Origin of the sequence: Nocardioides zhouii, assembly GCF_004137345.1 — a bacterium.
GTDB lineage: Bacteria > Actinomycetota > Actinomycetes > Propionibacteriales > Nocardioidaceae > Nocardioides > Nocardioides zhouii.
The window spans coordinates 44,639-70,003 of sequence record NZ_SDWV01000002.1; the positions used below are offsets into that span (position 1 = coordinate 44,639).

General features: G+C 69.0%; 19 protein-coding genes. All 19 read right to left on the minus strand.

Annotated features, from left to right (window positions below; all coding sequences use genetic code 11):
- Window positions 1–4: 4 nt before the first annotated feature.
- Window positions 5–3,586: a DNA-directed RNA polymerase subunit beta gene (rpoB, locus tag EUA94_RS01990; protein WP_129424197.1), complete on the minus strand. Its 3,582-nt coding sequence runs from the start codon at window positions 3,584–3,586 to the stop codon at window positions 5–7.
- 230 nt (window positions 3,587–3,816) lie between these two features.
- On the minus strand, window positions 3,817–4,623 hold the full coding sequence (locus tag EUA94_RS01995; protein ID WP_165356767.1) for a J domain-containing protein: 807 nt from the start codon (window positions 4,621–4,623) through the stop codon (window positions 3,817–3,819).
- Entirely contained in the window at window positions 4,620–5,234 is a 615-nt protein-coding gene (locus EUA94_RS02000) for a hypothetical protein (RefSeq protein WP_129424201.1), read from the minus strand. The genes EUA94_RS01995 and EUA94_RS02000 overlap by 4 nt, the downstream gene beginning before the upstream one ends.
- A complete protein-coding gene (locus tag EUA94_RS02005; RefSeq protein ID WP_129424203.1) occupies window positions 5,198–6,487 on the minus strand; it encodes an MCE family protein in 1,290 nt (429 codons plus the stop codon). Before EUA94_RS02005 ends, EUA94_RS02000 begins: the two co-directional genes overlap by 37 nt.
- Complete coding sequence (locus EUA94_RS02010) at window positions 6,484–7,920, minus strand: MCE family protein (protein WP_129424205.1); 1,437 nt, start codon at window positions 7,918–7,920, stop codon at window positions 6,484–6,486. The genes EUA94_RS02005 and EUA94_RS02010 overlap by 4 nt, the downstream gene beginning before the upstream one ends.
- The gene (locus EUA94_RS02015) at window positions 7,917–9,062 is read right to left on the minus strand and encodes an MCE family protein (protein ID WP_129424207.1); all 1,146 of its coding nucleotides are present in this window, start codon (window positions 9,060–9,062) and stop codon (window positions 7,917–7,919) included. Before EUA94_RS02015 ends, EUA94_RS02010 begins: the two co-directional genes overlap by 4 nt.
- Window positions 9,063–9,065: 3 nt before the next feature.
- Window positions 9,066–10,028 carry an MCE family protein gene (locus tag EUA94_RS02020; protein WP_129424209.1) on the minus strand — a complete coding sequence of 321 codons (963 nt, stop codon included), beginning with the start codon at window positions 10,026–10,028 and terminating at the stop codon, window positions 9,066–9,068.
- Entirely contained in the window at window positions 10,025–11,062 is a 1,038-nt protein-coding gene (locus tag EUA94_RS02025; protein ID WP_129424211.1) for an MCE family protein, read from the minus strand. The genes EUA94_RS02020 and EUA94_RS02025 overlap by 4 nt, the downstream gene beginning before the upstream one ends.
- Window positions 11,059–12,333, minus strand: a complete 1,275-nt coding sequence (locus EUA94_RS02030) for an MCE family protein (protein ID WP_129424213.1) — start codon at window positions 12,331–12,333, stop codon at window positions 11,059–11,061. Before EUA94_RS02030 ends, EUA94_RS02025 begins: the two co-directional genes overlap by 4 nt.
- A 7-nt stretch (window positions 12,334–12,340) precedes the next feature.
- Window positions 12,341–13,150 (minus strand): MlaE family ABC transporter permease, encoded by an 810-nt coding sequence (locus EUA94_RS02035; RefSeq protein WP_129424215.1) that lies wholly within the window; start codon window positions 13,148–13,150, stop codon window positions 12,341–12,343.
- Between the two features lie 2 nt (window positions 13,151–13,152).
- On the minus strand, window positions 13,153–13,926 hold the full coding sequence (locus EUA94_RS02040) for an MlaE family ABC transporter permease (protein ID WP_129424605.1): 774 nt from the start codon (window positions 13,924–13,926) through the stop codon (window positions 13,153–13,155).
- Window positions 13,927–13,944: 18 nt separating this feature from the next.
- Window positions 13,945–14,901, minus strand: coding sequence for an ABC transporter ATP-binding protein (locus EUA94_RS02045; RefSeq protein WP_129424217.1), 957 nt, complete (start codon window positions 14,899–14,901; stop codon window positions 13,945–13,947).
- Between the two features lie 122 nt (window positions 14,902–15,023).
- The gene (locus EUA94_RS02050; protein WP_129424219.1) at window positions 15,024–16,004 is read right to left on the minus strand and encodes an electron transfer flavoprotein subunit alpha/FixB family protein; all 981 of its coding nucleotides are present in this window, start codon (window positions 16,002–16,004) and stop codon (window positions 15,024–15,026) included.
- Window positions 16,001–16,774: an electron transfer flavoprotein subunit beta/FixA family protein gene (locus EUA94_RS02055; protein WP_129424221.1), complete on the minus strand. Its 774-nt coding sequence runs from the start codon at window positions 16,772–16,774 to the stop codon at window positions 16,001–16,003. Before EUA94_RS02055 ends, EUA94_RS02050 begins: the two co-directional genes overlap by 4 nt.
- Window positions 16,771–19,296: a GcvT family protein gene (locus tag EUA94_RS02060; protein ID WP_129424223.1), complete on the minus strand. Its 2,526-nt coding sequence runs from the start codon at window positions 19,294–19,296 to the stop codon at window positions 16,771–16,773. The genes EUA94_RS02055 and EUA94_RS02060 overlap by 4 nt, the downstream gene beginning before the upstream one ends.
- Before the next feature lie 141 nt (window positions 19,297–19,437).
- The gene (locus tag EUA94_RS02065; protein ID WP_129424225.1) at window positions 19,438–20,430 is read right to left on the minus strand and encodes an ABC transporter substrate-binding protein; all 993 of its coding nucleotides are present in this window, start codon (window positions 20,428–20,430) and stop codon (window positions 19,438–19,440) included.
- Window positions 20,431–20,489: 59 nt separating this feature from the next.
- Window positions 20,490–22,595 carry an ABC transporter permease gene (locus tag EUA94_RS02070; RefSeq protein ID WP_129424227.1) on the minus strand — a complete coding sequence of 702 codons (2,106 nt, stop codon included), beginning with the start codon at window positions 22,593–22,595 and terminating at the stop codon, window positions 20,490–20,492.
- Complete coding sequence (locus EUA94_RS02075; RefSeq protein ID WP_129424229.1) at window positions 22,592–23,617, minus strand: quaternary amine ABC transporter ATP-binding protein; 1,026 nt, start codon at window positions 23,615–23,617, stop codon at window positions 22,592–22,594. Before EUA94_RS02075 ends, EUA94_RS02070 begins: the two co-directional genes overlap by 4 nt.
- Window positions 23,614–25,365 carry a choline dehydrogenase gene (gene betA, locus EUA94_RS02080; RefSeq protein WP_129424231.1) on the minus strand — a complete coding sequence of 584 codons (1,752 nt, stop codon included), beginning with the start codon at window positions 25,363–25,365 and terminating at the stop codon, window positions 23,614–23,616. The genes EUA94_RS02075 and betA overlap by 4 nt, the downstream gene beginning before the upstream one ends.

The window sequence follows — 25,365 nt, forward strand, 5'->3', positions numbered from 1 at the left end:
CGCCTCAGACTTCTTCGACGCTGCTCGGCTCGCGCCGTGACAGGTCGATGCCCAGCTCTTCGGCCGCGCGGAAGACGTCTTCCTCTGCGTCCTTCAACGCGATCGCGGAGCCGTCCTGCGACAGCACCTCGACGTTGAGGCAGAGGGACTGCATCTCCTTGACGAGCACCTTGAACGACTCGGGGATGCCCGAGTCGGGGATGTTCTCGCCCTTGACGATCGCCTCGTAGACCTTCACGCGGCCCGGCACGTCGTCGGACTTGATCGTGAGCAGCTCCTGGAGGGCGTAGGCAGCGCCGTACGCCTCCATCGCCCAGACCTCCATCTCGCCGAACCGCTGGCCGCCGAACTGGGCCTTACCGCCCAGGGGCTGCTGCGTGATCATCGAGTAGGGGCCGGTCGAGCGAGCGTGGATCTTGTCGTCGACGAGGTGGTGGAGCTTGAGGATGTACATGTAGCCCACGGCCACCGGCTCCGGGAACGGCTCACCCGAGCGACCGTCGAAGAGGGCGGCCTTGCCGTCCTCCTTGACCATCCGCTCACCGTCACGGTTGGGCAGCGTGGCACCGAGCAGGCCGGTGATCTCGTCCTCGCGCGCACCGTCGAACACCGGGGTCGCGACCTTGGTGCCCGGCTCGCTCTTCTCGGCGTGGATCGAGATGAGGCGGTCCTTCCACTCCGACGAGCCCTTGTCGGCGTGCAGGTCGATGTCCCAGCCCTGCTTGGCGAGCCAGCCGAGGTGGAGCTCGAGGATCTGGCCGATGTTCATCCGTCGCGGCACACCCAGCGGGTTGAGCACGACGTCGACGGGCGTGCCGTCCTCCATGAACGGCATGTCCTCGACCGGCAGGATCTTGGCGATGACGCCCTTGTTGCCGTGGCGTCCGGCGAGCTTGTCGCCGACCGAGATCTTGCGCTTCTGGGCGACGTAGACGCGGACCAGCTGGTTCACGCCGGGGGGAAGGTCGTCGCCGTCCTCGCGGTCGAAGACGCGGACGCCGATGACCGTGCCGGACTCACCGTGGGGCACCTTCATCGAGGTGTCGCGCACCTCGCGCGCCTTCTCGCCGAAGATCGCGCGGAGCAGGCGCTCCTCGGGGGTGAGCTCGGTCTCGCCCTTGGGCGTGACCTTGCCGACGAGGATGTCACCGGTGGTGACCTCGGCGCCGATGCGGATGATGCCGCGCTCGTCGAGGTCGGCCAGGCCCTCCTCGGAGACGTTGGGGATGTCCCGCGTGATCTCCTCGGGGCCGAGCTTGGTGTCGCGGGCGTCGACCTCGTGCTCCTCGATGTGGATCGAGGTGAGGACGTCCTCCTGCACCAGGCGCTGGCTGAGGATGATCGCGTCCTCGTAGTTGTGGCCCTGCCACGGCATGAAGGCGACGAGCAGGTTGGTGCCCAGCGCCATCTCGGCGTTGTCGGTGCACGGACCGTCGGCGATCGGCGTACCGACCTCGAGGCGGTCCCCGGCCTTCACCAGCGGGCGCTGGTTGATGCAGGTGCCCTGGTTGGAGCGCTTGAACTTGGCCAGCTTGTAGGTCTGGTAGGTGCCGTCGTCGTTCATCGTCTCGATGGCGTCGGCGGACACCTCCTTCACCACACCGGCGTTGTCGGCCACGACCACGTCGCCGGCGTCGACGGCGGCGCGGTACTCCATGCCGGTGCCGACCAGCGGGCTGTCGCTGACGACGAGCGGGACGGCCTGACGCTGCATGTTGGCGCCCATGAGCGCGCGGTTGGCGTCGTCGTGCTCGAGGAACGGGATCAGGGCCGTCGCGACCGACACCATCTGGCGCGGCGAGACGTCCATGTAGTCGACCTCCTCGGCCAGGATCGCGTCGACCTCACCCTTCTGCTGGCGTACGAGCACGCGCTCCTCGACGAACTTCATCTTGGAGTCGAGCGGCGCGTTGGCCTGGGCGATGACGTAGCGGTCCTCGTCGTCGGCGGTCAGGTAGTCGATCTCGTCGGTGACGGTGCCCTTGACCACGCGGCGGTAGGGGGTCTCGACGAAGCCGAACGGGTTGATCCGACCGTAGGAAGCCAGCGAGCCGATCAGGCCGATGTTCGGGCCTTCCGGGGTCTCGATGGGGCACATGCGGCCGTAGTGCGACGGGTGGACGTCACGGACCTCCATGCCGGCGCGGTCACGGGACAGACCACCGGGACCGAGCGCGGACAGGCGACGCTTGTGCGTCAGGCCCGCGATCGGGTTGGTCTGGTCCATGAACTGCGAGAGCTGCGAGGTGCCGAAGAACTCCTTCAGCGCCGCGACCACGGGACGGATGTTGATCAGGGACTGCGGCGTGATGGCCTCGACGTCCTGGGTCGTCATCCGCTCGCGGACCACGCGCTCCATGCGGGCCAGGCCCGTACGGAGCTGGTTCTGGATGAGCTCGCCGACCGTGCGCATCCGGCGGTTGCCGAAGTGGTCGATGTCGTCGGCCTGGACCTTGACGGGCGAGCCGTCGGGGCCCTCGACGACGTTGCCGGCAGCGTCGATCAGGTCGGGCGAGTCGGCCTGGATGCCCGCGGCGTGCAGCTGCACGACGTAGCGGATCGCGGCAACGACGTCGTCGATCGTGAGCGTCTGCTGGTCGAACGCCTCGTGGAGGCCGAGCTTCTTGTTGATCTTGTAGCGGCCGACCTTCGCGAGGTCGTAGCGCTTGCTGTTGAAGTAGTAGTTGTTCAGCAGCGTCTGCGCAGCCTCGGCCGTCGGCGGCTCGCCGGGGCGCAGCTTGCGGTAGATGTCGAGCAGCGCGAGGCGGGTGACCTCGTCGTTGACCTGCTCGGCCGTCGGGGCCTCGCCGCGGGCCTTCTTCTGCAGCTCCTCGTGGACGACCTCGTAGCGGACGCTGTCCTTCTCGAGGGTCAGCATCATCGACTCGTACTGGCCGAACTCCTCGCGGATCTGGTCAGTCGTCCAGCCGAGGGCCTTGAGCAGCACGGTGACGTTCTGCTTGCGCTTGCGGTCGAGGCGTACGCCGACCAGGTCGCGCTTGTCGATCTCGAACTCCAGCCACGCGCCACGGCTCGGGATGAGCTTGGCGGTGTAGATGTCCTTGTCCGAGGTCTTGTCGGGCGACGACTCGAAGTAGACGCCGGGCGAGCGTACGAGCTGCGACACGACGACACGCTCGGTGCCGTTGATGATGAAGGTGCCCTTCTTGGTCATCATGGGGAAGTCGCCCATGAAGACCGTCTGGCCCTTGATCTCGCCGGTCTCGTGGTTCATGAACTCGGCCGAGACGTAGAGGGGCCGGGAGTAGGTGAAGTCCTTCTCCTTGCACTCCTCCTCGGTGTACTTCTCGTCGAGGAAGACGGGGTTGTCGAACGACAACATCATCGTCTCGGAGAAGTCCTCGATCGGGGAGATCTCCTCGAAGATCTCCTGGAGACCGGTCTTCTCGGAGACGTCCTCACCGGCTGCCCTGCGGGCGGCCACCTCGTCCTCCCAGCGCTCTCCGCCGACCAGCCAGTCAAAGCTGCTCGTCTGGAGCGAGATGAGGGGGGGAACCTCGAGAGGTTCGGTGATCTTTGCGAAAGAGGTGCGAATGTGCTTACCAGCGGAGCTGCGCGCGGCCAAGAGGTGTCCTCACAAATGAGCAAGTGATCGGCGCTTGCCGACCACCATGACAGCCGTCCGGAGGGCGTCGGGCATCTGAGGGCAGGCGCAAGGGGACACGATAGCGCACATGAGGACACGCCTCAAACGCGGGGTCAATTCCCGAAGGGAAAACGCCACGCGTTGCGGATGACTATGAACTCCCGATGCCCTCGGGTCAAGCGGAACACACCGATTGGGTGACCCGTGGCTCAGCCCTGGACGGGTGAGGTGACCATGTCGTCGACGAGCCACTCGCCGTCGACGAGCTGCATCGACAGCGTCACCTGGTCCTTGTAGACGACAGGGTCCGCGCTCAGCTTGTTGGTCGTCGGGCGGTCCACGAAGACGAGCACCTGCACCCGGTCGGCCGACGCCCTGACGATGCCCGAGGCGATCACGGAGGTGGTCACCCTGGTCTGCGTCTCGGGAGCGTTCTCCTCGAGCAGCGTGAAGAGCTTGTCGTAGTCCTGGCGATAGGTGCCCGTCATCAGCGCCTGGGCAGCGCTCTTGTCCTCGGCGAGGGTCTCGTAGTCGTAGGACAGCACGGGCACGACGGCACGCTCGGCCGCCACCTGGGCCTGCCGCGCCGCGGAGTCGTCGCCCGCGTCGTCGCCGGCGATCCACATCCACAGCGTCGCCGCCACCAGGCCGGCCGCCACGACCGCGAGGCCCGCCAGCAGCCAGCCGGGGACCGTGCGGGTGGCGGGTGAGGCACCGGCGGGCTCCGTCGTGCGCTCGGCCTCGACGTCGGTGAGCCCGGGCACGGTGTGTGTCGCGACCGGAGGCTCGTCCGTGGCCGGCTCCTCCTCGGTCCCGGTGAACGCCGGGTGCTGGAGGTCGTACGCCTCCCGCGCGTCGGGGTCGAGCAGGACCTTCGCGGCCCGGTTGAGCGCGTCGAAGCGCCGGTCGCCGGGGTCGAGGTCGGCGACCTGGGACCTCCAGGCCGCCCGGATCTCCTCGGTCGAGGCGTCGCGGGGGACGTCGAGGACGTCGTACCAGGTGGGGGCGTCGCTCACGGCGTGACTCCCCCGTCGGCAGGCGGCTGCTCGTCGGCGCCGGTGACGGGTGAGAAGTCGTCGACGAGCCACTCACCGTCGATCATCACCAGGTCGACGGTGAAGCGGAACGGCAGCGGCTCCTGGTCGACCGTCTGCGACTCGTCGTCCGACCCCTGCTCGTACCTGTCGGTGAAGGCACCGGCCACCAGGACCCGTGCGGAGTCGTCGTCGATCGAGGACACTGCGGTCGCGAACACGTCGGCCGTGCGCGTGATGCCGCCCTGGGCGACGAGCTGCTCGGCCGTCGCGACCTCCTTGTCGAAGTCCGCGGCGAACTTGGGCGTGATGACCTCGCGGACCTGCTCGCGGTAGTCGGGCATCTGGCCGGAGTCGTCGATCATGTCGGGGCTGTAGGTGCCGAGCCGCTTCACGAACTGGTCGGTCAGGCTCATCACCTGCTCGCGCTCGTCGGGCTGGTCGAGGCCACCATCGGCGGACGCGCGTCCGCTCACGGACATCCAGATGAGGAGCGCGACGCAGGCGGCCACGACCAGCGCCAGCGAGGCAGCGACCGCGACCCGGATCCGAGGAGTCAGTCGCGTGTCAGCAGGGGCTGGAGGTAGAGCCACTTCCACGTCTCCTCTCCCAGGCTGCGAGGGGCCACGCTACCGCCACGCTCGAGGCGCTGGATCTCGACGGGGTCGGACGTCACGTTCCCGGTCTCGGGGTCGTACGCGAAGTCCGCCGGACCCCAGCCGGTCGCGGGCCGCGGCGCCTGGATGTTCTGGGCACCACGGGCGTTGGTCTCCGAGGCGGGAGCCGTGCAGCGGGTGTCCTCCTTCATCGGCCGGTTGCTGCCGTCGAGCGGCGAGCGGCGGTCGGTGCCCTCGTAGCCGGCCAGGCAAGGGTGCGGCTCGTTGGTCAGGATCATCCCGAAGTGGGCGTCGTACAGGCCGGTCGACGGCGTCTTCGACACGACGGTGTAGCCGCCCTCGACCACGTAGGGGTAGATCACGAGCAGCTGCTCGATGCCGTCGAGGTGCTTGACCACGACCTCGCCGGTGGTGACGAGGTTGTTGATGAGCTCGCCGAGCTCGACCTCGTTGTCCTCGAGGAAGACCCGCAGCTCGTTGGCCCCGAGCGAGCCGTCCTCGATGAGGGTGCGCAGGTCCTCGTCGTGGTTGGCCACAGTCGTGGAGAAGGCGGACAGGTCGCGCGCGAACCGGCGGAACGCGCTCTCGGAGTCGATCTGGCCGTTGAGGACGGTGTTGCCGTCGCGGATGAGGTCGACCGTGACGTCGAAGTTCGCCTCGGCGGTGGTGATGAAGGAGTTGCTGCTGTCGAGGATCGTCTGCAGGTCGCCGCCGGCGTCGTTGAAGGCCAGGCCGAACTCGGACGTCACCGTGCGGAGGTCGTCCCCGTCGACGCTGCGCACCGTCTCGTCGAGGTGGGTGAGCAGCGTGTCGGTGGAGATCGGCACGGCCGTACGGTCGAGCGCGATCTCGGAGCCGTCGTCGAGGAATGGCTTCGCGTTGCTCTGCGGCTGCAGCTCGACGTACTGCTCGCCGACCGCCGAGCGGTTGCCGACGAGGGCGCGCGCGTCGGCGGGGATGTCGTCGAACTCGTTGTCGATGTCGAGCACCACGTCGACGCCGTCGGCGGTCAGCACCAGCTTCTCGACCTGGCCGATGCGGACGCCGCGGTAGGACACCTCGGCGCCGGCGAACGCGCCGCCCGAGTCGGCGAAGTGGGCGACCACGGTGTAGCTCTGGTCGAGGAACACCCGGTCCAGCCGGGCATAGCGGGCGCCCACGAAGCTGACGCCGATCAACGTGATCAGCGCGAAGACGAGCAGCTGCACCTTGGTGCGACGGGTGATCATCGCTGCACCACCCCAGGCAGGAGCAGGCTGACGAGCGCCGGGTCGTAGACGTCCATCAGGTCACGCACGGTAAGCCCCCCACGTCGCGGCCGCTCGGCGACACCGGCCCGGCCGAGTCCCGTCGGGGCACCGAGCGTGGGCAACGGCGGGAGCGTGGTCGGGATCGCCGTCGTCGGGATGACGGTGGTCGGGACCGGGACCGGCGGCGACGGCAGTCCGGGGATCTGGTTGAGCTCGCGGCACACGTCCTTGTCAGTGTTCTCCGGCTTGGCGCACTCCTCGCGCAGCTGGAGCAGCTTCTGTGCGTTGGCCAGCACCTTCTTGCACGCCTCGCTCGTGAGCGAGCCGCTCTGGAGGCAGGCCAGCACGTCGTTGACGATGACCGTCGGGTCGATGACCGTCGGGAGGTTGGTCGGCAGCGACGGGGTCGCACCGGCTCCTCCCGCGACGTCGACGTCGAGGGTGATCGAGAGGTTCGTGTAGTCGCCCATGTGCAGGTTGCGCGCCACCTGGGGGTCGCGACCGACCACCTCGTCGACGAACGGGTAGGTCAGGAAGACGTTGAAGGCGTTGGTGAAGTCGTCCCCGGACGCAGCGAGCTGTGTCAGCACCGGATCGAGCCGCTCGAGCGAGGTGATCGTGGCGCCCTTGGACCTCGCGATCACGTCGACGGCGACGGAGGAGAGCTGATCCAGCGCCGTCAGCATCTCGACGAGGTCGTCGCGCTGGCGGTCGATCGAGTCAAGGGCGCTGGGCAGCTCCTCGAGGGCCGCGTCGATCGTCGGGAGCTGCTTCTCGGCGGCGATCGCCAGCCGGTTGAGCGACTCGATCGCGTCGACGATGTCGGCCTTGTTCTCGTCGAGCTGACCGGTGAACACGCGGAGCTGCTCGAGCACCGACCTCGCCGAGTCCTCACGACCCTCGAGGGCCAGGTTGAGCTCCTGGGTGATGGTCTTGAGCTGGGCGACACCGCCGCCGTTGAGCAGCAGGCTCAGGGCGCCGAGCACCTCCTCGACCTCGGGGTTGCGGCCGGCGCGCTCGATCGGGATCTTGTCGCCATCGGCCAGCGCGTTGGCGCTGGCACCCTGGTCGGGCGCACTGAGCTCGACGAACTTCTCACCGAGGAGGCTGGTCTGACGCAGCTCGGCGACCGCGTTGTCGGGCAGCTCGACGTCGCGGCGCATCTCGAGGGTGACGAGGGCCTGGTAGCCCTCGAGGTCGATCGCGGTCACCTTGCCGACGCTGATGTCGTTGACCTTGACCGTCGACTGCGGGACGAGGTCGAGGACGTCGGCGAACTCCACCTTGATCGTCATCGGGTTCTCGCCGACGTCGGGCCCGCCGGGAAGCGGCAGGGAGTAGACGCTGGCGTCGCACGATGACAGGGCCAGCGCGGCCGCTCCGGCCATCGCGAGCGCCTTCAGCCGCTTCACCGCTCCACCTCCACGAGTCCACCCAGAGTGGGGTCGAACACGTCCTGGGCGGGCAGGACCTCGGCCTTGCCGAGCGCGCCGGGGCGACTCCGGCCGAGCAGCTGCGTGATCTGGTCGCACGCCTGTCCCGACCGCTCGACCTGGCCGACGAAGCCGCAGAGGAGCGCGGCGGGGTCCGCCTCGAGCTGGTTGATGGTCTCTCCGAAGTTGGCGCGGGTGTCGAGCGTGCCGGCCTGCGGGTTGTAGGTCAGGCCGAGGTTGTTGAGGGCCGCTGGCGCCACGTGCAGGATCTCGTCGAGCGCCGCGCGCTGGCGTACGAGCACCTTGGACACCCGGTTGAGGCCGGTGATGTTGCGGCTCAACGAGTCCTTGTTCTCCTCCACGAAGCCCTTCACCTCGGTCAGCGCGACCGACAGGTTCTTGGTCGCGGCGACCAGCTCCTCGCGCTCACCCTCGAGCATGGTCGAGACGTCAGCCAGGGACTGGTTGAACTGCCGCACGGTCTGGTCGTTGTCGGCGAGCGTCTTGACGAAGCCCTCGAGCGCCTGGACCGAGCCGAAGAGCTCCTCCTTGTTGCCGGCCAGAGTGGCGCTGAGCCGGGAGAAGTCCTTGATGGTCTGGCGGAACGTCGTGCCCTGGCCCCCGAAGTTGTCGGCGGTCACGGACAGCAGGTCGGACAGCGCGCCGGTCTTGTTGGCGCCACGCGGCCCGAGGGCCACGTTGAGCCGGTCGAGGCTCTCGTAGATCTGGTCGAGCTCGAGCGGCTGCGAGGTCTCGTCGGTGCTCAGCTCGGCGCCGTCGGTGAGCACGTCACCGGTGCCGGAGTACGCCGGCGTCAGCTGGACGTAGCGGTCGCCGACGACGGACGGCGCGATGATCACGGCCTTGGCGTCGCCCGGCAGCCGCACCGAGTCGTCGTACGCCATGGTGACCGTGACGTCGGTGCCCGTCGGCTCGACCTTGGTCACGGTGCCGACCGGCACGCCGAGCACGCGGACGTCGCTGCCCTCGTAGACCGAGATGGCGCGCGGGAAGTGCGCGACGACGGTCTTGGAGCTGTCGCCGCCGAAAACGCTGACGGCGGCCGCCACCACGAAGAGCAGCACGATGAGGGGGACGAGGAATCGCTTCACGAGGTCCATGGGTCAGCCCACCTGCGGAACGGGAGGGAAGTTGGAGATCCAGGTGTCGAACCACGGACCGGTGCCGAGCGTGTTGGCGAAGACGCGGTAGAACGGCGCCATCAGCCGCAGGCTGCTGTCGAGGTTGTCCTCGTTCTTGTTGAGGACCGCGACCACGTTCTCCAGGTGCGCCAGGGCCGGCGCGAGATCCTCGCGCGACTCCCGGATCAGCGCCGTCAGCTCCTTCGAGAGTGTCGTGGTGGACACCAGCAGCTCGTGGACGGCGTCGCGACGGGCGACGAGCGCGCGGAAGAGCACGTCGCCGTCCTCCATCAGCGCGATGATGTCCTGGTCGCGCTCGTCGAGCACGGTGGACACCCGTTGGAGGTTGACGAGCAGCGAGTTGAGCTGCTCGTCCTTCTCGGCCACGTTGGCCGACAGCCGGCTCAGGCCGGACAGCGCGCCGCGGAACTCGTCGGGGGTGTTGCGGGTGAGGTCGGCCATCGTGGTCAGCGACTCGGCGAGCTGGTCGGTGTCGATCTGCTCGGAGGTGGACGCCAGGCCCTCGAAGGCCTCGACCACGTCGAAGGGAGACGACGTACGCGCGGCGGGGATGGTGCCGTTCTCGTCGAGCTGGCCGCCGCCAGCCGGCTCCAGGGCGAGGAACATCGAGCCGAGGATCGTCTTGACCTTGATGGCGGCCCGCGTGTCGGTGCCGAAGTCTGCGGCCTCGTCGACCTTGAAGGTCACCTTCACCTGGTCCTGGTCGAGCTCGATCGAGTTGACCTTGCCGACCCGGACGCCGGCGATCCGCACCTCGTCGTTGGGCTTGAGGCCACCGGCCTCGGTGAACATCGCGTGATAGGTGTCGCCCCCGCCGATGATCGGCAGGTCGTCGGCGCGCAGGGCCGCGACGAGGAGCACCGCCAGGATGGCAAGGCTCACGGCGCCCACGAGGACGGGGTTGCGCTCCCTGAAGGGTTTCATCCGAGATCACACCTGTCGGAGCCGGTGCTGTACTTGACCGGCAGCGAGACCCCACCGGGCAGGTTGACCCGGCCCTGGAACTCGCAGAGGTAGAAGTTGAAGAACGAGCCGTAGATCGCGGTGCGACCGATCTTGTCCAGCTTGATCGGCAGAACCTGCAGTGCCCGGTCGAGCTCGGCCTTGTTCTTGTCGATGTTGCCGGCCACGGTCCGCAGCTCCTTGATGTCCTTCACGAACGGCTCGCGGATGCCGTCGACGAGGGACGCCGTCTCGACCGACAGGGCGGAGACGTCCTCGAGCGAACCGAGGATGGCATTGCGGTCCTTCTTCAGGCCGCCGACCAGGGTCCGGAACGACTGGATGAGCCGGGTGAGCTGCTCGTCGCGGTCGGCCACGTGGTCGAGGACGAGCGACAGGTTGTCGATCAGGTCGCCGATCACCTCGTCCCGGTCGGCCAGCGTCGAGGTCACCGACGCGGTGTGGGCGAGCAGTCCCTCGAGGGTGCCGCCCTCGCCCTGGAAGACCTGGATCAGCTCGTAGGACAGCTGGTTGACGTCATCCGGCGACAGCGCCTGGAAGAGCGGCTTGAAGCCGTTGAAGAGCACGGTCAGGTCCAGGGCGGGCCGGGTGCGGGAGACCGGGATGGTCGTGCCGGACGGCAGCCGCTGGGTGTCGCCGACCTCCTGGGTGAGCGAGATGTAGCGCTGTCCCACGAGGTTGCGGTAGCGGATGGAGGCGTTGGTGCCGCCGTTGACCGACGTGCCCTCGGCGACGGTGAAGCTGATGAGGGCGCGGGTGCGGTCGATGATCTCGACCTTGTCCACGGTGCCGACGCGGACGCCGGCGACCCGGATGTCGTCACCCTTGTTGACCCCGGTCGCGTCGGTGAACTCGGCCTTGTAGTCGCGGGAGTCGCCGAAGCTGAGGTTGCCGATCGTGACGACCAGGACCGTGGTGGCGAGCGAGGTCACGACGACGAACACCAGGAGCTTCACCAGGTCGATGGAGGTCTTCTTGTCGAGGATCGGGCTCATCGCAGCGACACCTCCGCCCCGCGTGCCATCGGCCCGACCAGCAGCACGCCCAGGTCGGGTACGTCGTCCTTGCTGACGCCGAGCCCGGGCGCGAGGAGGGCCTTGAGGAGCGCCGACTCGTCGCGTCCGCCGGCATAGCCCGCGCCCGTGCCGGACCAGCCCGGTCCGACCCGGCTGGTGCCCTTGCCCGTCGGCGAGTCGACCCCGTCGACGAAGTCGGGCTGGGCGTTGAACGGGTTGGCCTGGGTGAAAGGAGGGTTGGGCAGGGTGCCGCAGTAGGGACCGTTCTTCGCCCCGTAGACGGGGACGTCCTGCGGTCCGTAGGCGCGCGGCTGGTTGGGCAGGGTCTCCAGCACGATGTGCAGCGTGAAGCCGCGGAACGCCTCGGCCTGGAGCTTGCCGGCGCCGACGATGCCGCCGAGCAGGCAGGGGTACTCCGGCGCGTACTTCGCGAACACCTCGAGCTGCGCGGCACCCAGCTCGCCGAGGCGTACGAGGTTGTCACCGTTGGCGCGGGTGAACCGCTCGGCGACGGCCGAGAACTTCGAGACGTCGTTGAAGAGCGCCTTGAGCTTCTCCTCGCGGTCCTCGAGCGTCGTGGTCGTGGTGATCGTGTTGCGCAGGATCGTCGCGACCTCGGGCAGCACGTCGGCGTACGTGTCGGAGACGTCGGCGGTCAGGCGCAGGTCCTCGATCAGGCCCGGGAGCTCGGGGTTGAAGCGGACCAGGTAGCGGTCGAGCGTCTCGATGCTCTCGCCGAGCTGGTCGCCGCGGCCCTCGAGCGCGGTCGCGACCGCGTTGAGGGTGGTGTTGAGGTCGGCCGGCTGCACCGCGCGCAGGAGCGGGTAGAGATCGCTGAGCACCTGCTCGACCTCGATCGAGAGGTTGGTGCGCTCGATCACGTCGCCGGCGGCGATCGTCTGGCCGGACGAGCCCCCCTCGGGGATGATCAGCGACACGAACTTCTCACCGAACAGCGTCTTGGGCAGGATCGAGGCGGTCACGTTCTCGGGGATGTCCGTGGTGCGGTCCTGGTAGAGGCCGAGCGTGATGTCGGCGCCCTCGACGGTCGGCTCGTAGTCGAGCACCTCGCCGACGATGACGCCCTTGATCTTCACGTCCGCCCGCATCGGGAGCTGCAGCCCGATCTTGGAGGCCTTGACCGTCACCTCGTCGTAGTCGGTGAACTTCTTGGTGAACACGCCGTAGGTGAGCCACACCGAGGCCAGCATGAGGGTCAGGAAGATGATGCCGAGTGCCTTGAGCTTCATGTCGGCCTCACCCCGCCAGTCGCACGGTGGTGGAGGTGCCCCAGATGGCCATGGAGAGCAGCAGGTCGAGCACGTTGATCGCGACGATGCTCGAGCGCACGGCCCGGCCCACGGCGACGCCCACGCCGGCCGGACCGCCGGAGGCGTTGTAGCCGTGGTAGCAGTGGATCAGGATGACCGTGACGGCGAAGACCAGGACCTTGCCGAACGACCACAGCACGTCGCCCGGCGGCAGGAACGCGTTGAAGTAGTGGTCGTACGTGCCGGGCGACTGGCCGTAGAACTGGGTCACCACGAGCCTGCTCGCGAAGTACGACGACAGCAGGCCGACGACGTAGAGCGGGATGATCGCGATCAGGCCGCCGACCACGCGGGTGGCGACCAGGAACGGCATCGACGGGATCGCCATCACCTCGAGGGCGTCGACCTCCTCGGAGATGCGCATGGCGCCGAGCTGGGCGGTGAAGCCGCAGCCGACCGTGGCGGCCAGGGCGATGCCGGCGACCAGCGGAGCGATCTCGCGGGTGTTGAAGTAGGCCGAGACGAAGCCCGAGAAGGCCGCGGTGCCGAGCTGGTTGAGCGCGGCGTAGCCGGAGAGGCCCACCTGGGCACCGGTGAAGAAGGTCATGCCGATGATGACGCCGACCGTGCCGCCGATGACGGCGAGCGCGCCGGTGCCGAGGGTCACCTCGGCCAGGATCCGCAGGATCTCGCGCGGGTAGCGGCTGACCGAGCGGGGCACGGCCTTGAGCACCCCGAGGTGGAAGGCGAGCTGTCCGCCGAGGGTGTCGAGCGAGGAGAGGGGCTTGAAGGCCATGGTCAGCCGCCCTTCGGGGGGATGATCTGGAGGTAGATCAGGCTCAGCACGAAGTTGGCCACGAAGAGCAGCAGGAACGTGATGACCACGGACTCGTTCACCGCGTCACCCACGCCCTTCGGCCCGCCGTTGGCGTTCATGCCCTTGTAGGACGCCACGATCGCCGCGATCAGGCCGAACACGAGCGCCTTGATGAGGCCGATCCAGAGGTCGGGGAGCTGCGCGAGCGCGGTGAAGCTGGCCAGGTAGGCGCCGGGGGTGCCGTCCTGCAGGATCACGTTGAAGACGTAGCCGCCGGTCACGCCCACGACGCTGACCATGCCGTTGAGGAAGAACGCGACGAGCATGCACGCCAGGACGCGCGGCACGACCAGGCGCTGGATCGGGTCGATGCCCAGCACCATCATCGCGTCGAGCTCTTCACGGATCTTGCGGGCACCGAGGTCGGCGGCGATCGCCGAGCCGCCGGCGCCGGCGATCAGGAGGGCCGTACCGATGGGCGCCGCCTGCTGGATCACCGCGAGCACCGAGGCGGAGCCGGTGAACGACTGCGCGCCGAACTGCTTGATGAGGCCACCGACCTGCAGCGCGATGACCGCACCGAACGGGATGGCCACGAGCGCCGTGGGCACGATCGTGACCGAGGCGATGAACCACGCCTGCTGGATGAACTCGCGCAGCTGGAACGGTCGCCGGAAGAGCCCCCGGAACACGTCGAGGGCGAAGGCGAAGAGGTTGCCCGCGACACTGAGGGGCGCGAGCGCGCGCGAGGACATGGAGGTGGCCACTGGTCGTCAGGCTCCCGGGGCCAGGCCGGCGTTGCTGGTCTCGAACGATCCGGGCGGCGGCGTGATGCCGTGCTCCTTGCACCACTCGCCCGGCGGGCGCTGGCTGCGGCGCGGGATCCCGTTGGACGGCTCCTGCTGCAGCGGGATGGGGGGCAGCGGGGGCAGCTCCTGGCCCTCCTCGGAGGCGAGCTCGTCGGCGTCCTTCTCCTCCGACATGCCGATCGGCCCCACACGCTGCGCGTTGAGGAACTGCCGGACGACCGGCTCCTCCGAGCTCAGCAGCTGCTCGCGCGGACCGAACATCGCCAGGTGGCGGTGGTAGAGCAGGCCGATGTTGTCGGGCACCGTACGGGCGGTGTTGACGTCGTGGGTGACGATCAGGAAGGTCGCGTCGATCTGGGCGTTGAGGTCGATGATGAGCTGGTTGAGGAACGCCGTGCGCACGGGGTCGAGGCCGGAGTCGGGCTCGTCGAACAGGACGATCTCCGGGTCGAGCACGAGGGCGCGGGCCAGGCCGGCGCGCTTGCGCATGCCGCCGGAGATCTCACCGGGGAGCTTGTCCTCGGCGCCCAGGAGGCCGACGAGGTCCATCTTCTCCATGACGATCGCGCGGACCTCGGACTCGCTCTTCTTCGTGTGCTCGCGCAGCGGGAAGGCGACGTTGTCGTAGAGGTTCATCGAGCCGAACATGGCGCCGTCCTGGAACAGCACGCCGAAGAGCTTGCGGATCTCGTAGAGGTCGCGCTCGGAGCAGCTCGCGATGTCGGTGCCCTCGATGAGGATCGAGCCCTTGTCGGGCTTGAGCAGGCCGATGAGGGTCTTGAGGAAGACCGACTTGCCCGTGCCGGACGGGCCGAGCATCACGCAGATCTCCCCCGCCGGGATCGTGAGGCTCACGTCGCCCCAGATCAGCTGCTTGCCGAACGACTTCGAGAGGTCGTTGACCACGATTTCCACGCCCATGTACGTCGCCCCTTCCTCCCAGTCGCTACTGCTCAGTAGAGCAACGGACAAGTGGGCGTGAGGTTACGCCCTGGTGCGACGATCGTCACTCAACCTAGGGGTGAGGCGCGGCAGATGTGAGGTCAGGCGCGACGGCGGCGGATCTCGGCGTTGATCGCCGGGATGACCTCGTGCAGGTCGCCGATCACGGCGTGGGTCGCCTTGGTGACCATCGGGGCGTCCGGGTCGGTGTTGATGGCCAGGATCGCCTTCGCGGTGCTGCACCCCGCCCAGTGCTGGATGGCGCCGCTGATGCCGCACGGGATGTAGAGGTCGGGCGAGATCCGGCTGCCGGTCTGGCCGACCTGCTCGTGGTGCGGCCGCCAGCCCAGGGACGTCACGACGCGGGAGACCCCGAGCGGGGCGTCCAGGAGCTCGGCCAGCTCCAACAGGTCGCCGAAGCCGTCGGCCGAGCCGGCGCCGCGACCGGCGCCGACGACGACGCGCGCTGACTTGAGGGCGCCCGACAGGTCGGGCTCGGGCTCGTCGGTCGAGACGACCCGTGCCACCAGGTCCGCGTCGGCGATGTCGGGCTTCTCGACCACCAGCTCACCCGCACCGGCGGCGTCCGCGGGGGCGGCCTGCACGGCGTGCCCCGCGACGGTGAAGATCGCCGGTCGCTGTGACAGCCGCATCTCCTCGAGCGCTGCGCCACCGACGACCTGCCGGGTCACGGTGAACGGCGACAGCCCGCCGAAGGAGATCACGTTGGCTGCCATCGGCACCCCGGTCCGGGCGCCGACGTGGGCGAGCACCTCGTTGCCGCGGGGCGTGCCGGCGGCCATCACGACGACCGATCCCGCCCGCTCGCGGACGTCGAGCAACCCCGCGGCCCACGCGGCGCCGGCGAAGGAGTCGTACGCCGACCCGGTGAGGGCGTGCACGCGCCGGACGCCGTAGGAGGCGAGCACGCCGACGAGGGCGTCGTGGGGCGTGCCGACCACGACCGCGTCGATCGGCACCCCGCCGCCGGCGGCGGACAGCTCGCGGGCGAGCGTGACGGCTTCGCGGGAGGTCTCGACGGCCTCGCCCGCGGGCGAGACCTCGACCAGGACGAGGATCATCGGGCCAGCACCCCCAGCTGCTCGAAGAGGTCGACCACCGCGGGTGCGGCGGCGGCGCCCTCACCGAGGACCTGGACGGTCGAGGGCGACGGCGGCGGGAGCACGAGGCGTACGCGGGACGGGCCAACGGGAGCGGCCGCGGGCTGGCGCTCCTCGATCGGGACCTTCTTGGCCTTCATCCGGCCGGGCACGGACGGGTAGCGCGGCTCGACCCCGCCCTCGAGCACGGTCACCACCGCGGGCAGCGGCAGCCGGAAGGTCTCGTGGCCGTCCGGTCCGGAGCCGTTGGCGGTGACCTCGCCCCCCGACACCGACACGGAGCTGACGCCGTTGACGACCGGCCAGCCGAGCTCGTACGCCAGCCGGATCCCGACCTGGAAGTCGCCGCTGTCGGCGGCGTCGTTGCCCAGCAGCACGAGCTGGTGGGGCGTGCCGGCCGCCTCGTGGTCGCGTACGACCGCGGCGATCTCCCGGGCGACGTCGGCGGGGCCGTAGGTCTGCGACTCGGCCACGACGTGGGTCGCGGCGGTGCACCCGACGGCGAGCGCGGCGCGGAGCTGCTCGACCGCGTCGGCGTCACCGAGGGTCATGACCGTGGCCGTGCCGCCCTCGGCGGCGGCCACCTGGACGGCGATCTCGACGGCGCACTCCTCGTGGGCGCTCATGGTGAAGCCCGCGAAGCGGCCGTCGACGCCCTGGCCGTCCTCGGTCAGGACGACCTCGCTCGAGGAGTCGACGACGCGCTTGACGCAGACCAGCGGGTTCGTCATCTGATGCGCTCGTTGGTCGGGTCGAGGAGCGGGGTGGCGTCGATCGAGCCGACGGTGACCGGGTAGAGCTCCTCCATGTAGGACACGGCGAGCTCGGTGCCGATGACGGCCTGCTCGGGCGGGAGGTAGGCGAGCAGCACGTGCTTGCCGAGCGACGGCGCGGAGCCCGCGCTGGTGACGTACGGGTGGTGGCCGTGGCCGTCGGTGAGCGCACCGCCCTCGCGGGTCAGGATCGGCTCGCCGCCGAGCATGTAGCGTTTCACCCCGGACGCGGACGTGTGGTCGTCGACGGTCAGCGTGCACAGCACCGTCTGCAAGGACGCCTCCCGCTGGGCGAGGTATGCCTCCTTGCCGACGAAGTCGGCCGCCTTCACCTTGGGCCGCTGCATGCCGGCCTCCATGATGCTGCGCTCGCCGTCGAGCTCGGCGCCGTAGGCGCGGTAGCCCTTCTCGATGCGACCGGTCGTGCCGTACACACCGATGCCGGCCGGGACCGCTCCGTGCGGAGCGCCCGCCTCGAGCAGCGCCTCCCACAGGTCGGCCGCCTGCGACATCGGGACGTAGAGCTCCCAGCCGAGCTCGCCGACGTACGAGATGCGCGACGCCAGCACGGTGATGCCTTGGACGTCGACCTCGCGGCAGGACAGGAACCCGAAGCCGCCGTCTGAGACGTCGGCGGAGGTCAGCGAGGAGAGGATGTCGCGGGCGCGTGGACCCCAGATGCCGATCGTCGAGACGTCGTCCGTGAGGTCGGTCAGGGTGGTGGTGCCGGCCTCGGGCAGGTGGCCGGAGAACCAGGCGCGGTCGGCCATGCCGTGGGCGCCGCCGGTGACCACGCGGAAGTGGTCGTCGCCGAGCCGCATCACCGTGAGGTCGGAGCGGAAGCCGCCCTTTGCGTCGAGGACGGGCGTGTAGATGACCTTGCCGACGGCGACGTCGCACTGCGCCACGCAGGTGCCCTGGACGACGTCCAGCGCCTCGGGTCCCTCGATGTCGAAGATGCAGAACGCCGACAGGTCGATCACGGCGGCGGCCTCGCGCATCCGGAGGTGCTCGGCGTTGATGATCGGGCTCCACCAGCGCGAGTCCCACTCGTGCTCGCGCGGCATCACGGCGTCGCCGTACTCCTCGAGCAGCGCGGCGTTGGACTCGTACCAGAACGGCCGCTCCCAGCCGGCGGTCTCGAAGAACACCGCCCCGAGCTTGGCCTGCGAGTCGTGCATCGGCGCGAGCCGCTGGTCGCGGTCGGACTCGTACTGCTCGGCCGGGTGGATGATCCCGTAGGTCTTGATGAACGACTCGGTGGTGCGCAGCCGGGTGTGCTCGCGCCGCTTCTGGTGCTGGTGGAAGCGCGCGATGTCGCTGTGGTGCAGGTCGATCTCGGAGTGGCCGTGGGTCATCCACTCCGCGACCGCGCGACCGACGCCGGGGCCTTCCTTGATCCAGACGGCCGAGGCGGTCCAGAGCCCGCCCACCTCGCTCTCGCCCAGGATCGGGTTGCCGTCGCAGGTGAGCGACAGCAGGCCGTTGATGGCGTAGCGCATCTCCGCGCCCTCGGCGCCGAGCAGCTCCGGCATCAGCTCGTAGGCCTGCTCGAGCTGCGGGTCGAAGTCGTCCTCGGTGAAGGGCATCTCGGTCGGCGACAGCTTCGCCTGCTCGATCGAGGGAATGTCCTCGGGCTCGTGGAGGATCGCGCGGTGGGCGTACGAGCCGACCTCCATGTCGGCGCCGTGCTGGCGCTCGTAGCAGAAGGTGTCCATGTCGCGGACGATCGGGAACGAGATCTCGCCCTCGGTCCCGGCCAGCTGCGGGCAGGGCCCGACGCTGATCATCTGGTGGACCGCGGGGGTCAGCGGGATGCTGATGCCGGCCATGTCGCCGAGCTTCGGGCTCCAGACGCCGGCGGCGATGACGACGGTCTTCGCCTCGATGTCGCCCCCCGTCGTACGCACGCGGGTGATGCGGCGCGTGCCGTGGGGGCCGTCCTCGGTGTCCAAGCCGATGACCTCGACGGTCGGCACGACCGTCAGCTCACCGGTCGCGAGGGCCCGCTCGCGCATGATCGTGCCGGCGCGCAGCGAGTCGACCACCCCGACGCCAGGGGTCCAGAAGGCGCCGATGAACTGGTCCTCCTCGATGAAGGGGACCTTCTCCTTCACGAACGCGGGGCTGACCAGCTCGGCCTCGATGCCCCACGCCTTCGCGCTCGACATGCGGCGGCGCAGCTCCTCCATCCGCTCCTCGGTGCGGGCGATCTCGAAGCCGCCGGACTCGGTGAAGACGCCCATCTCCTTGTACTGCGCGACCGAGTCGAGCGTGATGTCGGTGATCTCGCGCGAGTGGTCGACGGTGAAGATGAAGTTGGAGGCGTGGCCGGTCGAGCCGCCCGGGTTGGGCAGCGCCCCCTTGTCGATCTGCACCACGTTCTTCCACCCGAGGCGGGTGAGGTGGTGCACGAGGCTGTTGCCGACGATGCCGGCTCCGATGACGACGACGTCGGCGGTCGCGGGGACCTCTGCCATGGGGGGTGCCTCCTGGGCCGGGCGGGGAGTGGTGTTTCGGTGTTGCGTATCATGCAACGTGTTGCGTGATGTGCGACGTCAGCGAATGTACGCCGTCGCCCCCGCCGGCGGCAAGATGGTCAGGGGCGACGGCCTACGCGATCACTCGAGCCAGGCGTCGACCTTGTCCTGGTTCTCCTCGATCCACTTCGCCGCGGCCTCCTCGGGCGACATGCCGTCGCTCGCGATGTAGCCGGCGACGACGTTCTGGTCCTCGTTGGTCCACTCGAAGTTCTGGACGAGCGAGACGGCCGTGGAGTCGCTGGCCGCCCAGTCGGAGCCGACGATCTTCTTCAGCTCGGTCTCGGGGTAGTCGCAGGCGACCGTCTGCGGGTCGTCCTGGCAGCCGTCCTCGTACGCCGGCAGGGCGACGCGCTGCATCGCGACCTCGGCGTTGAAGTACTGCGGCTCGTACCAGTAGCCGATGACCCACTCCTTGTTCTCCTCGGCCTTGCGGAACGCCTCGATGGAGGCGGCCTCGGAGCCGGAGAAGACGACCTTGAAGTCGAGGTCGAGGTTGCTGACGATCGCCTCGTCGAACTGGACGTAGGACGGGTCGGCGCCGATGAACTGGCCCTGGCCGCCCGACTCCGAGGTGGCGAACTCCTTGGCGTACTTGTTGAGGTTCGACCACTCCAGGATGTCGGGGTGCTCCTCGGCGAGCCACGGCGGCACGAACCAGCCGATGATGCCGACGTTGCCCTGGGGACCGAAGTCCTCAGCCGAGCCGTCGCCCTGGTCGGCGAAGAACTTCTTCTCGAGGTCGGGGTGGCCCCAGTCCTCGATGACGACGTCGACCTCGCCGGTGCCGAAGCCCTGCCAGGAGACGTCCTCCTTGAGGTCCTTGTAGTTGACCGTGCAGCCGAGCTGCTGCTCGGCCACCGTGCCGACGACGTACGCGCTGGCCTGGAAGCCGACCCACGGGTTCACCGCCATGTTGAGGTCGCCGCACTCGCCGCCGGACTCGGCGGCCTGCTCCTCGTTGGCCTGGGTCTGCTCGTCGATGGACCCTCCACCCCCGCAGGCGGAGAGCGCCACGCTGGCGACGACGGCGAGGGCGCCCAGCCGGGCCCCTCGACTTCTGGCAATCCTCATGATGCTTCTCCTCGCTGGTGCGATGTGGTGATCGATTGGTGCGGAAACTGGGGTGGGCCCTATCGGGGTGGACCGATGGGGAGCCGGACGTTGAAGGCCCGGCGGGTCGTCGGACCGTCGTCGCGGCGCACCTCGGCGGCGGCGCGGGTGATCCGGTCGAGCATCACGCCGAGCAGCACGATGGTCAGGCCGCCGGCGGCGCCCTTGCCCCACTCCTCGCTGCGCGAGATGCCGAGCGCGACGTCGTAGCCGAGCGCCTGGGCACCGACGAGCCCGCCGATGACGACCATCGACAAGACGTAGAGCAGGCCCTGGTTGGTGGCCAGCACGAGCGAGCCCTTGGCCATCGGCAGCTGCACCTTGGTGATCTCCTGCCAGGTGGTCTGGCCCGTCGATCGGCCGGCCTCGATCGTGGTCGGGGACACCGCCTTCACGCCGTCGGCCACGAGCTTGATCGCAGCGGGAGCGGCGTACACGACGCCCGCGACGATCGCGGTGAACCGGCTGAAGCCGAAGAGCGCGAGCACCGGGATCAGGTAGACGAAGGGCGGGATCGTCTGACCGGCGTCCAGCAGCGGCCGGATGCCGATGTCGACCCAGCGGTTGCGCGCCATCCAGACGCCGAAGACCAGGGCGAGGACCATGACGAGCACGGTGCCGACCAGGACCATGGTGAGCGTCAGCATTGCGTCGTGCCACAGGTCGAGGAACCAGATGCCCGCCAGGCAGACCACTGTGGTCAGGAGCGCGCGCACGCCGCCGAACACGACCGCGAGGGCCACGATGCCCAACCCTGCGAGCCACCACGGCGACTCGGCCAGCAGGGACTGCATGGGGTTGAGGAAGCCGTAGCTGATCCCGTTCTTCACCGACTCGGCGAGCCCGCCGACGAGGTCGATGAAGCCGCTCATCGTGCTGTCGGCCGCGTCGGCGACCTTGCTGCCGATCGTGTAGGTCGGGAACTCCGCCAGGCTCAGGTCGCGCCGCGACAGGAAGACCGCGACGAGGGCGATCACACCGGTGGCCGCGAGGGCGATGCGGCGCACGCGGAGGTTCCCGCCGCCACCGCGCGCCACCTTCTCCGAGCGCTCGCTCGCGGCGGTGGTCGTCCGGTCGAGCATCACGGCCATCACCACGATCAGCACGCCGGGCACGAAGCTCTTGCCGAAGTCGTTGGCGACCAGCGCGTTGATCACGGGCTTCCCGAGGCCGGGTCCGTTGATGTAGGCCGCGATGGTGGCCATCGACAGCGCCGCGAGCGTGGTCTGGTTGAGGCCGACGATGATCGTCTTGCGGGCCATCGGCAGCTGGACCTTGAAGAGCCGCTGCCAGTAGGTCTGCCCGGCCGAGTCGGTGGCCTCGATCGTCGTGGTGGACACCTCGCGGATGCCGAACCCGCCGATCCGCACCAGCGGCGGGACCGCGTAGATGAGCGTCGAGACCACGGCACCGCCGACGCCGATGCCGAAGAACAGGACCACCGGCACGAGGTAGACGAAGGTCGGCATCGTCTGCATGAAGTCGAGGACGACCGTGATCGCCTTGTTGGCACGGACGCTCGTGCCTGCGAGCACGGCGAGCGGAAGGCCCACCAGTAGCGAGATGCCGACGGCCATGCCGGTGACGATCAGCAGGTCGAGCGAGTCCTCCCAGTAGCCGAAGACGCCGAAGGAGAGGAAGGACACCAGGACCAGCAGGGCGATCCGCCAGCTGGCGATCGCGTATCCGACCCAGGTGGCGACGGCCACGATGCCGAGCCACCCGATCTCGGGCACCGGACGGGGCAGGTTGGGTCGCACGAACAGCCGCTGCAGCCAGTCGAAGACCGTGCGGAGGATGTCGGAGATCCCGTTGGTGAACTGCATGACCGGGTTGGTCTCGCGGCCCGCGAGCAGCCGGTTGTTGAAGTCGGTCAGCGACTGGTGCAGGTCGGTGTGCTCACGACCCGGCAGCGCCAAGGTGTTGTTGCCCTTGGTGAACGACCAGACCGCGATCCAGACGAGAAGGATGCCGAGGGCGGGGATCCAGCGGCTGATGCCCGCGTCCTCGACGCCCGGCGGCGGCGCACCCGGCTCGACCGGCTTCTTGGGCGCGGGGTTCGTGAGCCTCTCGCTCTCGACCAGACCGCGAGCGGCAATGCCGGATCCTGCCGAGGTCTCGCTCATTGCTCCTCCTCCGCCACGACCACGCGCATGATGTCCTCCTCGTCGACGACGCCGACCATGGTGTCGCCGTCCATCACCCGGATCGGTGCCTCGGAGGCGATGGCCGCCCGGGCAGCGTGGCGCACGATCGTGGACACCGGCAGCGCGGGGCCGTCCATGGACTCCCCCGGCCGTGGCTCGCGCATCACCCACTTCAGGGTCAGCACGTGGGCCTTGGGCACCTCGGACACGAAGTCCTTGACGTAGTCGTCGGCGGGCTGGGCCACGACCTCGTCGGGAGTGCCGATCTGCACGATCTCGCCGTCGCGCAGGATCATGATCCGGTCGCCGAGCTTGAGGGCCTCGGCGAGGTCGTGGGTGATGAAGACCATCGTCTTGCCGAGCTCGCGGTGCAGCCGGATGACCTCGTTCTGCATGTCGCGCCGGATCAGCGGGTCGAGCGCGGAGAACGGCTCGTCGAACAGCAGCATCTCCGGGTCTCCGGCGAGCGCCCGGGCGAGCCCGACACGTTGCTGCATGCCGCCGGAGAGTTGGTCGGGGTAGGACTTCTCGTAGCCCTGCAGCCCCACCAGCTCGACGATCTCGGACGCCTTGGCGCGCCGCTCCTTCTTGGAGACGCCACGCACCTCGAGGCCGTAAGCCACGTTGTCGATCACCTGGCGGTGGGGCAGCAGGCCGAAGTGCTGGAAGACCATCGACACCTGCTTGCGGCGTACGTCGCGGAGCTGGCTCGCCGAGGCGGACGTGATGTCCATCCCGTTGAGCGACACGGTGCCGCTCGTCGGCTCGATGAGTCGCGTCAGCAGGCGCACCAGCGTGGACTTGCCGGAGCCGGACAGCCCCATCACCACGAACACCTCCCCCGGCGCGACCTCGAAGGAGACGTCCTTGACCCCGACCACGCAGTTGGTCTTGGCCTTGAGGTCGGCTCGCGAGAGCTCGGCGTCGGGCGTGCCGATGATCTTGTCTGCGCGGGTGCCGAAGATCTTCCAGAGGCTGTCGACGGACAGTGCTGCGGTCATGACTGCTCCCCTACGGGCTGGGTCGGGCGGTCGACGAGGTCGTTGCGACGGTCGCCGGGCGGATAGAGCGGGGTGTTGCCGCGGTGCCGGTAGAACGGCACGTCCGCGGGGGCCAGCGGGGTGTTGCCCGCGATCAGGTCAGCTGCCTTCTCGGCGACCATCATCACGGGGGCGTAGATGTTGCCGTTGGTGACGAACGGGAAGACGGAGGCGTCGACCACGCGCAACCCCTCGGTGCCGTGGACGCGCATGGTCGCCGGGTCGACGACCGACATCTCGTCGGTGCCCATCTTCGCGGTGCAGGAGGGGTGCAGGGCGGTCTCGGCGTCCTTGCGCACCCACTCCAGGATCTCCTCGTCGGTGTTGACCGACGGTCCGGGCGAGATCTCGCCGCCGTTGAACGGCGCGAACGCCGGCTGGGTGAGGATGTCTCGCGCCACCCGCACCGCCTCGACCCACTCGCGCCGGTCGTTGGGCGTGCTGAGGTAGTTGAAGAGCATCTTCGGCTTCTGGCGCGGGTCGGCCGAGGCGATGCGCACCCACCCGCGGGTGTCGGCGTACATCGGCCCGATGTGCACCTGGTAGCCGTGGGCGTACTTGTCCTGGCCGGCAGGCGGGGAGCCGTCGTAACGGATCGCGATCGGCAGGAAGTGGAACATCAGGTTGGGCCAGTCCACGTCCTCGTTGGACCGGGCGAAGCCGCCGCCCTCGAAGTGGTTGGACGCGGCCGTGCCGGTGCGCTTGAGAAGCCACTCCAGACCGATCAGCGGCCGGTTGCGCCACTTGAGTCCCTCGACGATCGAGACCGGCTGGAGCGAGGAGTACTGGATGTAGACCTCGAGGTGGTCCTGGAGGTTCTCCCCGACACCGGGGAGGTCGTGGACCATCTGGACGCCTAGCGGCTCGAGGTGCTCGGGGCTGCCGATGCCGGAGAGCTGCAGCAGCTGCGGCGAGTTGATCGCGCCGCCACACAGGATGACCTCGCCGGCGGCGACGTACTGGTGCAGGCGACCCGCGCGCAGGTACTCCACGCCGACCGCCCGCTTGCCGTCGAAGCGCACCTTCGTGGCGTGTGCGTAGGTCTCGACGGTGAGGTTCTTGCGACCCATCACCGGGTGCAGGTAGGCGCGCGCGGCGGACATCCGTACGCCCTTGACGATGTTGCGGTCGAAGCGGCCGAAGCCCTCCTGCCGGTAGCCGTTGACGTCGTCGGTCAGCGGATATCCGGCCTGCTCCGCGGCCTCGAAGAAGGCGCTGAACAGGGGGTTCGTCGCCGGGCTGCGCTCGAGCTTCAACGGGCCCGCGCCACCACGCCAGGCGTCGGCGCCGACCTGCCCGTCGGGCATGACCAGCGACTCCATCCGCTTGAAGTACGGCAGGCAGTGGCGGAAGTCCCACGCCTCCATACCGGGCTCGGCGGCCCACCGCTCGTAGTCCATCGGGTTGCCGCGCTGGAAGATCATGCCGTTGATCGACGACGAGCCACCGAGCACCTTGCCGCGCGCGTGGTAGACCCGCCGGTCCCCCATCGCCGGCTCCGGCTCGGACTCGTACTTCCAGTCGTAGAGCGAGTTCCCGATGGGGAACGGCAGCGCGGCGGGCGCGTGGATCAGCGGGTCGAAGCGGTCCGTACGCCCCGCCTCGAGCACGAGCACCGAGGTCGACGGATCCGCCGAGAGGCGGTTCGCGAGCGCGCAACCGGCCGACCCACCACCCACGATGACGACGTCGTACCGGTCCGCGCCCAT

Bases quoted from the DNA above. Each gene is read 5' to 3' on its own strand.
- EUA94_RS02005 (WP_129424203.1), bottom strand. From the start codon at position 6,487: ATGATCACCCGTCGCACCAAGGTGCAGCTGCTCGTCTTCGCGCTGATC.
- EUA94_RS02015 (WP_129424207.1), bottom strand. From the start codon at position 9,062: ATGGACCTCGTGAAGCGATTCCTCGTCCCCCTCATCGTGCTGCTCTTC.
- EUA94_RS02020 (WP_129424209.1), bottom strand. From the start codon at position 10,028: ATGAAACCCTTCAGGGAGCGCAACCCCGTCCTCGTGGGCGCCGTGAGC.
- EUA94_RS02025 (WP_129424211.1), bottom strand. From the start codon at position 11,062: ATGAGCCCGATCCTCGACAAGAAGACCTCCATCGACCTGGTGAAGCTC.
- EUA94_RS02030 (WP_129424213.1), bottom strand. From the start codon at position 12,333: ATGAAGCTCAAGGCACTCGGCATCATCTTCCTGACCCTCATGCTGGCC.
- EUA94_RS02035 (WP_129424215.1), bottom strand. From the start codon at position 13,150: ATGGCCTTCAAGCCCCTCTCCTCGCTCGACACCCTCGGCGGACAGCTC.
- EUA94_RS02040 (WP_129424605.1), bottom strand. From the start codon at position 13,926: ATGTCCTCGCGCGCGCTCGCGCCCCTCAGTGTCGCGGGCAACCTCTTC.
- EUA94_RS02045 (WP_129424217.1), bottom strand. From the start codon at position 14,901: ATGGGCGTGGAAATCGTGGTCAACGACCTCTCGAAGTCGTTCGGCAAG.
- EUA94_RS02050 (WP_129424219.1), bottom strand. From the start codon at position 16,004: ATGATCCTCGTCCTGGTCGAGGTCTCGCCCGCGGGCGAGGCCGTCGAG.
- EUA94_RS02055 (WP_129424221.1), bottom strand. From the start codon at position 16,774: ATGACGAACCCGCTGGTCTGCGTCAAGCGCGTCGTCGACTCCTCGAGC.
- EUA94_RS02060 (WP_129424223.1), bottom strand. From the start codon at position 19,296: ATGGCAGAGGTCCCCGCGACCGCCGACGTCGTCGTCATCGGAGCCGGC.
- EUA94_RS02065 (WP_129424225.1), bottom strand. From the start codon at position 20,430: ATGAGGATTGCCAGAAGTCGAGGGGCCCGGCTGGGCGCCCTCGCCGTC.
- EUA94_RS02070 (WP_129424227.1), bottom strand. From the start codon at position 22,595: ATGAGCGAGACCTCGGCAGGATCCGGCATTGCCGCTCGCGGTCTGGTC.
- EUA94_RS02075 (WP_129424229.1), bottom strand. From the start codon at position 23,617: ATGACCGCAGCACTGTCCGTCGACAGCCTCTGGAAGATCTTCGGCACC.
- betA (WP_129424231.1), bottom strand. From the start codon at position 25,365: ATGGGCGCGGACCGGTACGACGTCGTCATCGTGGGTGGTGGGTCGGCC.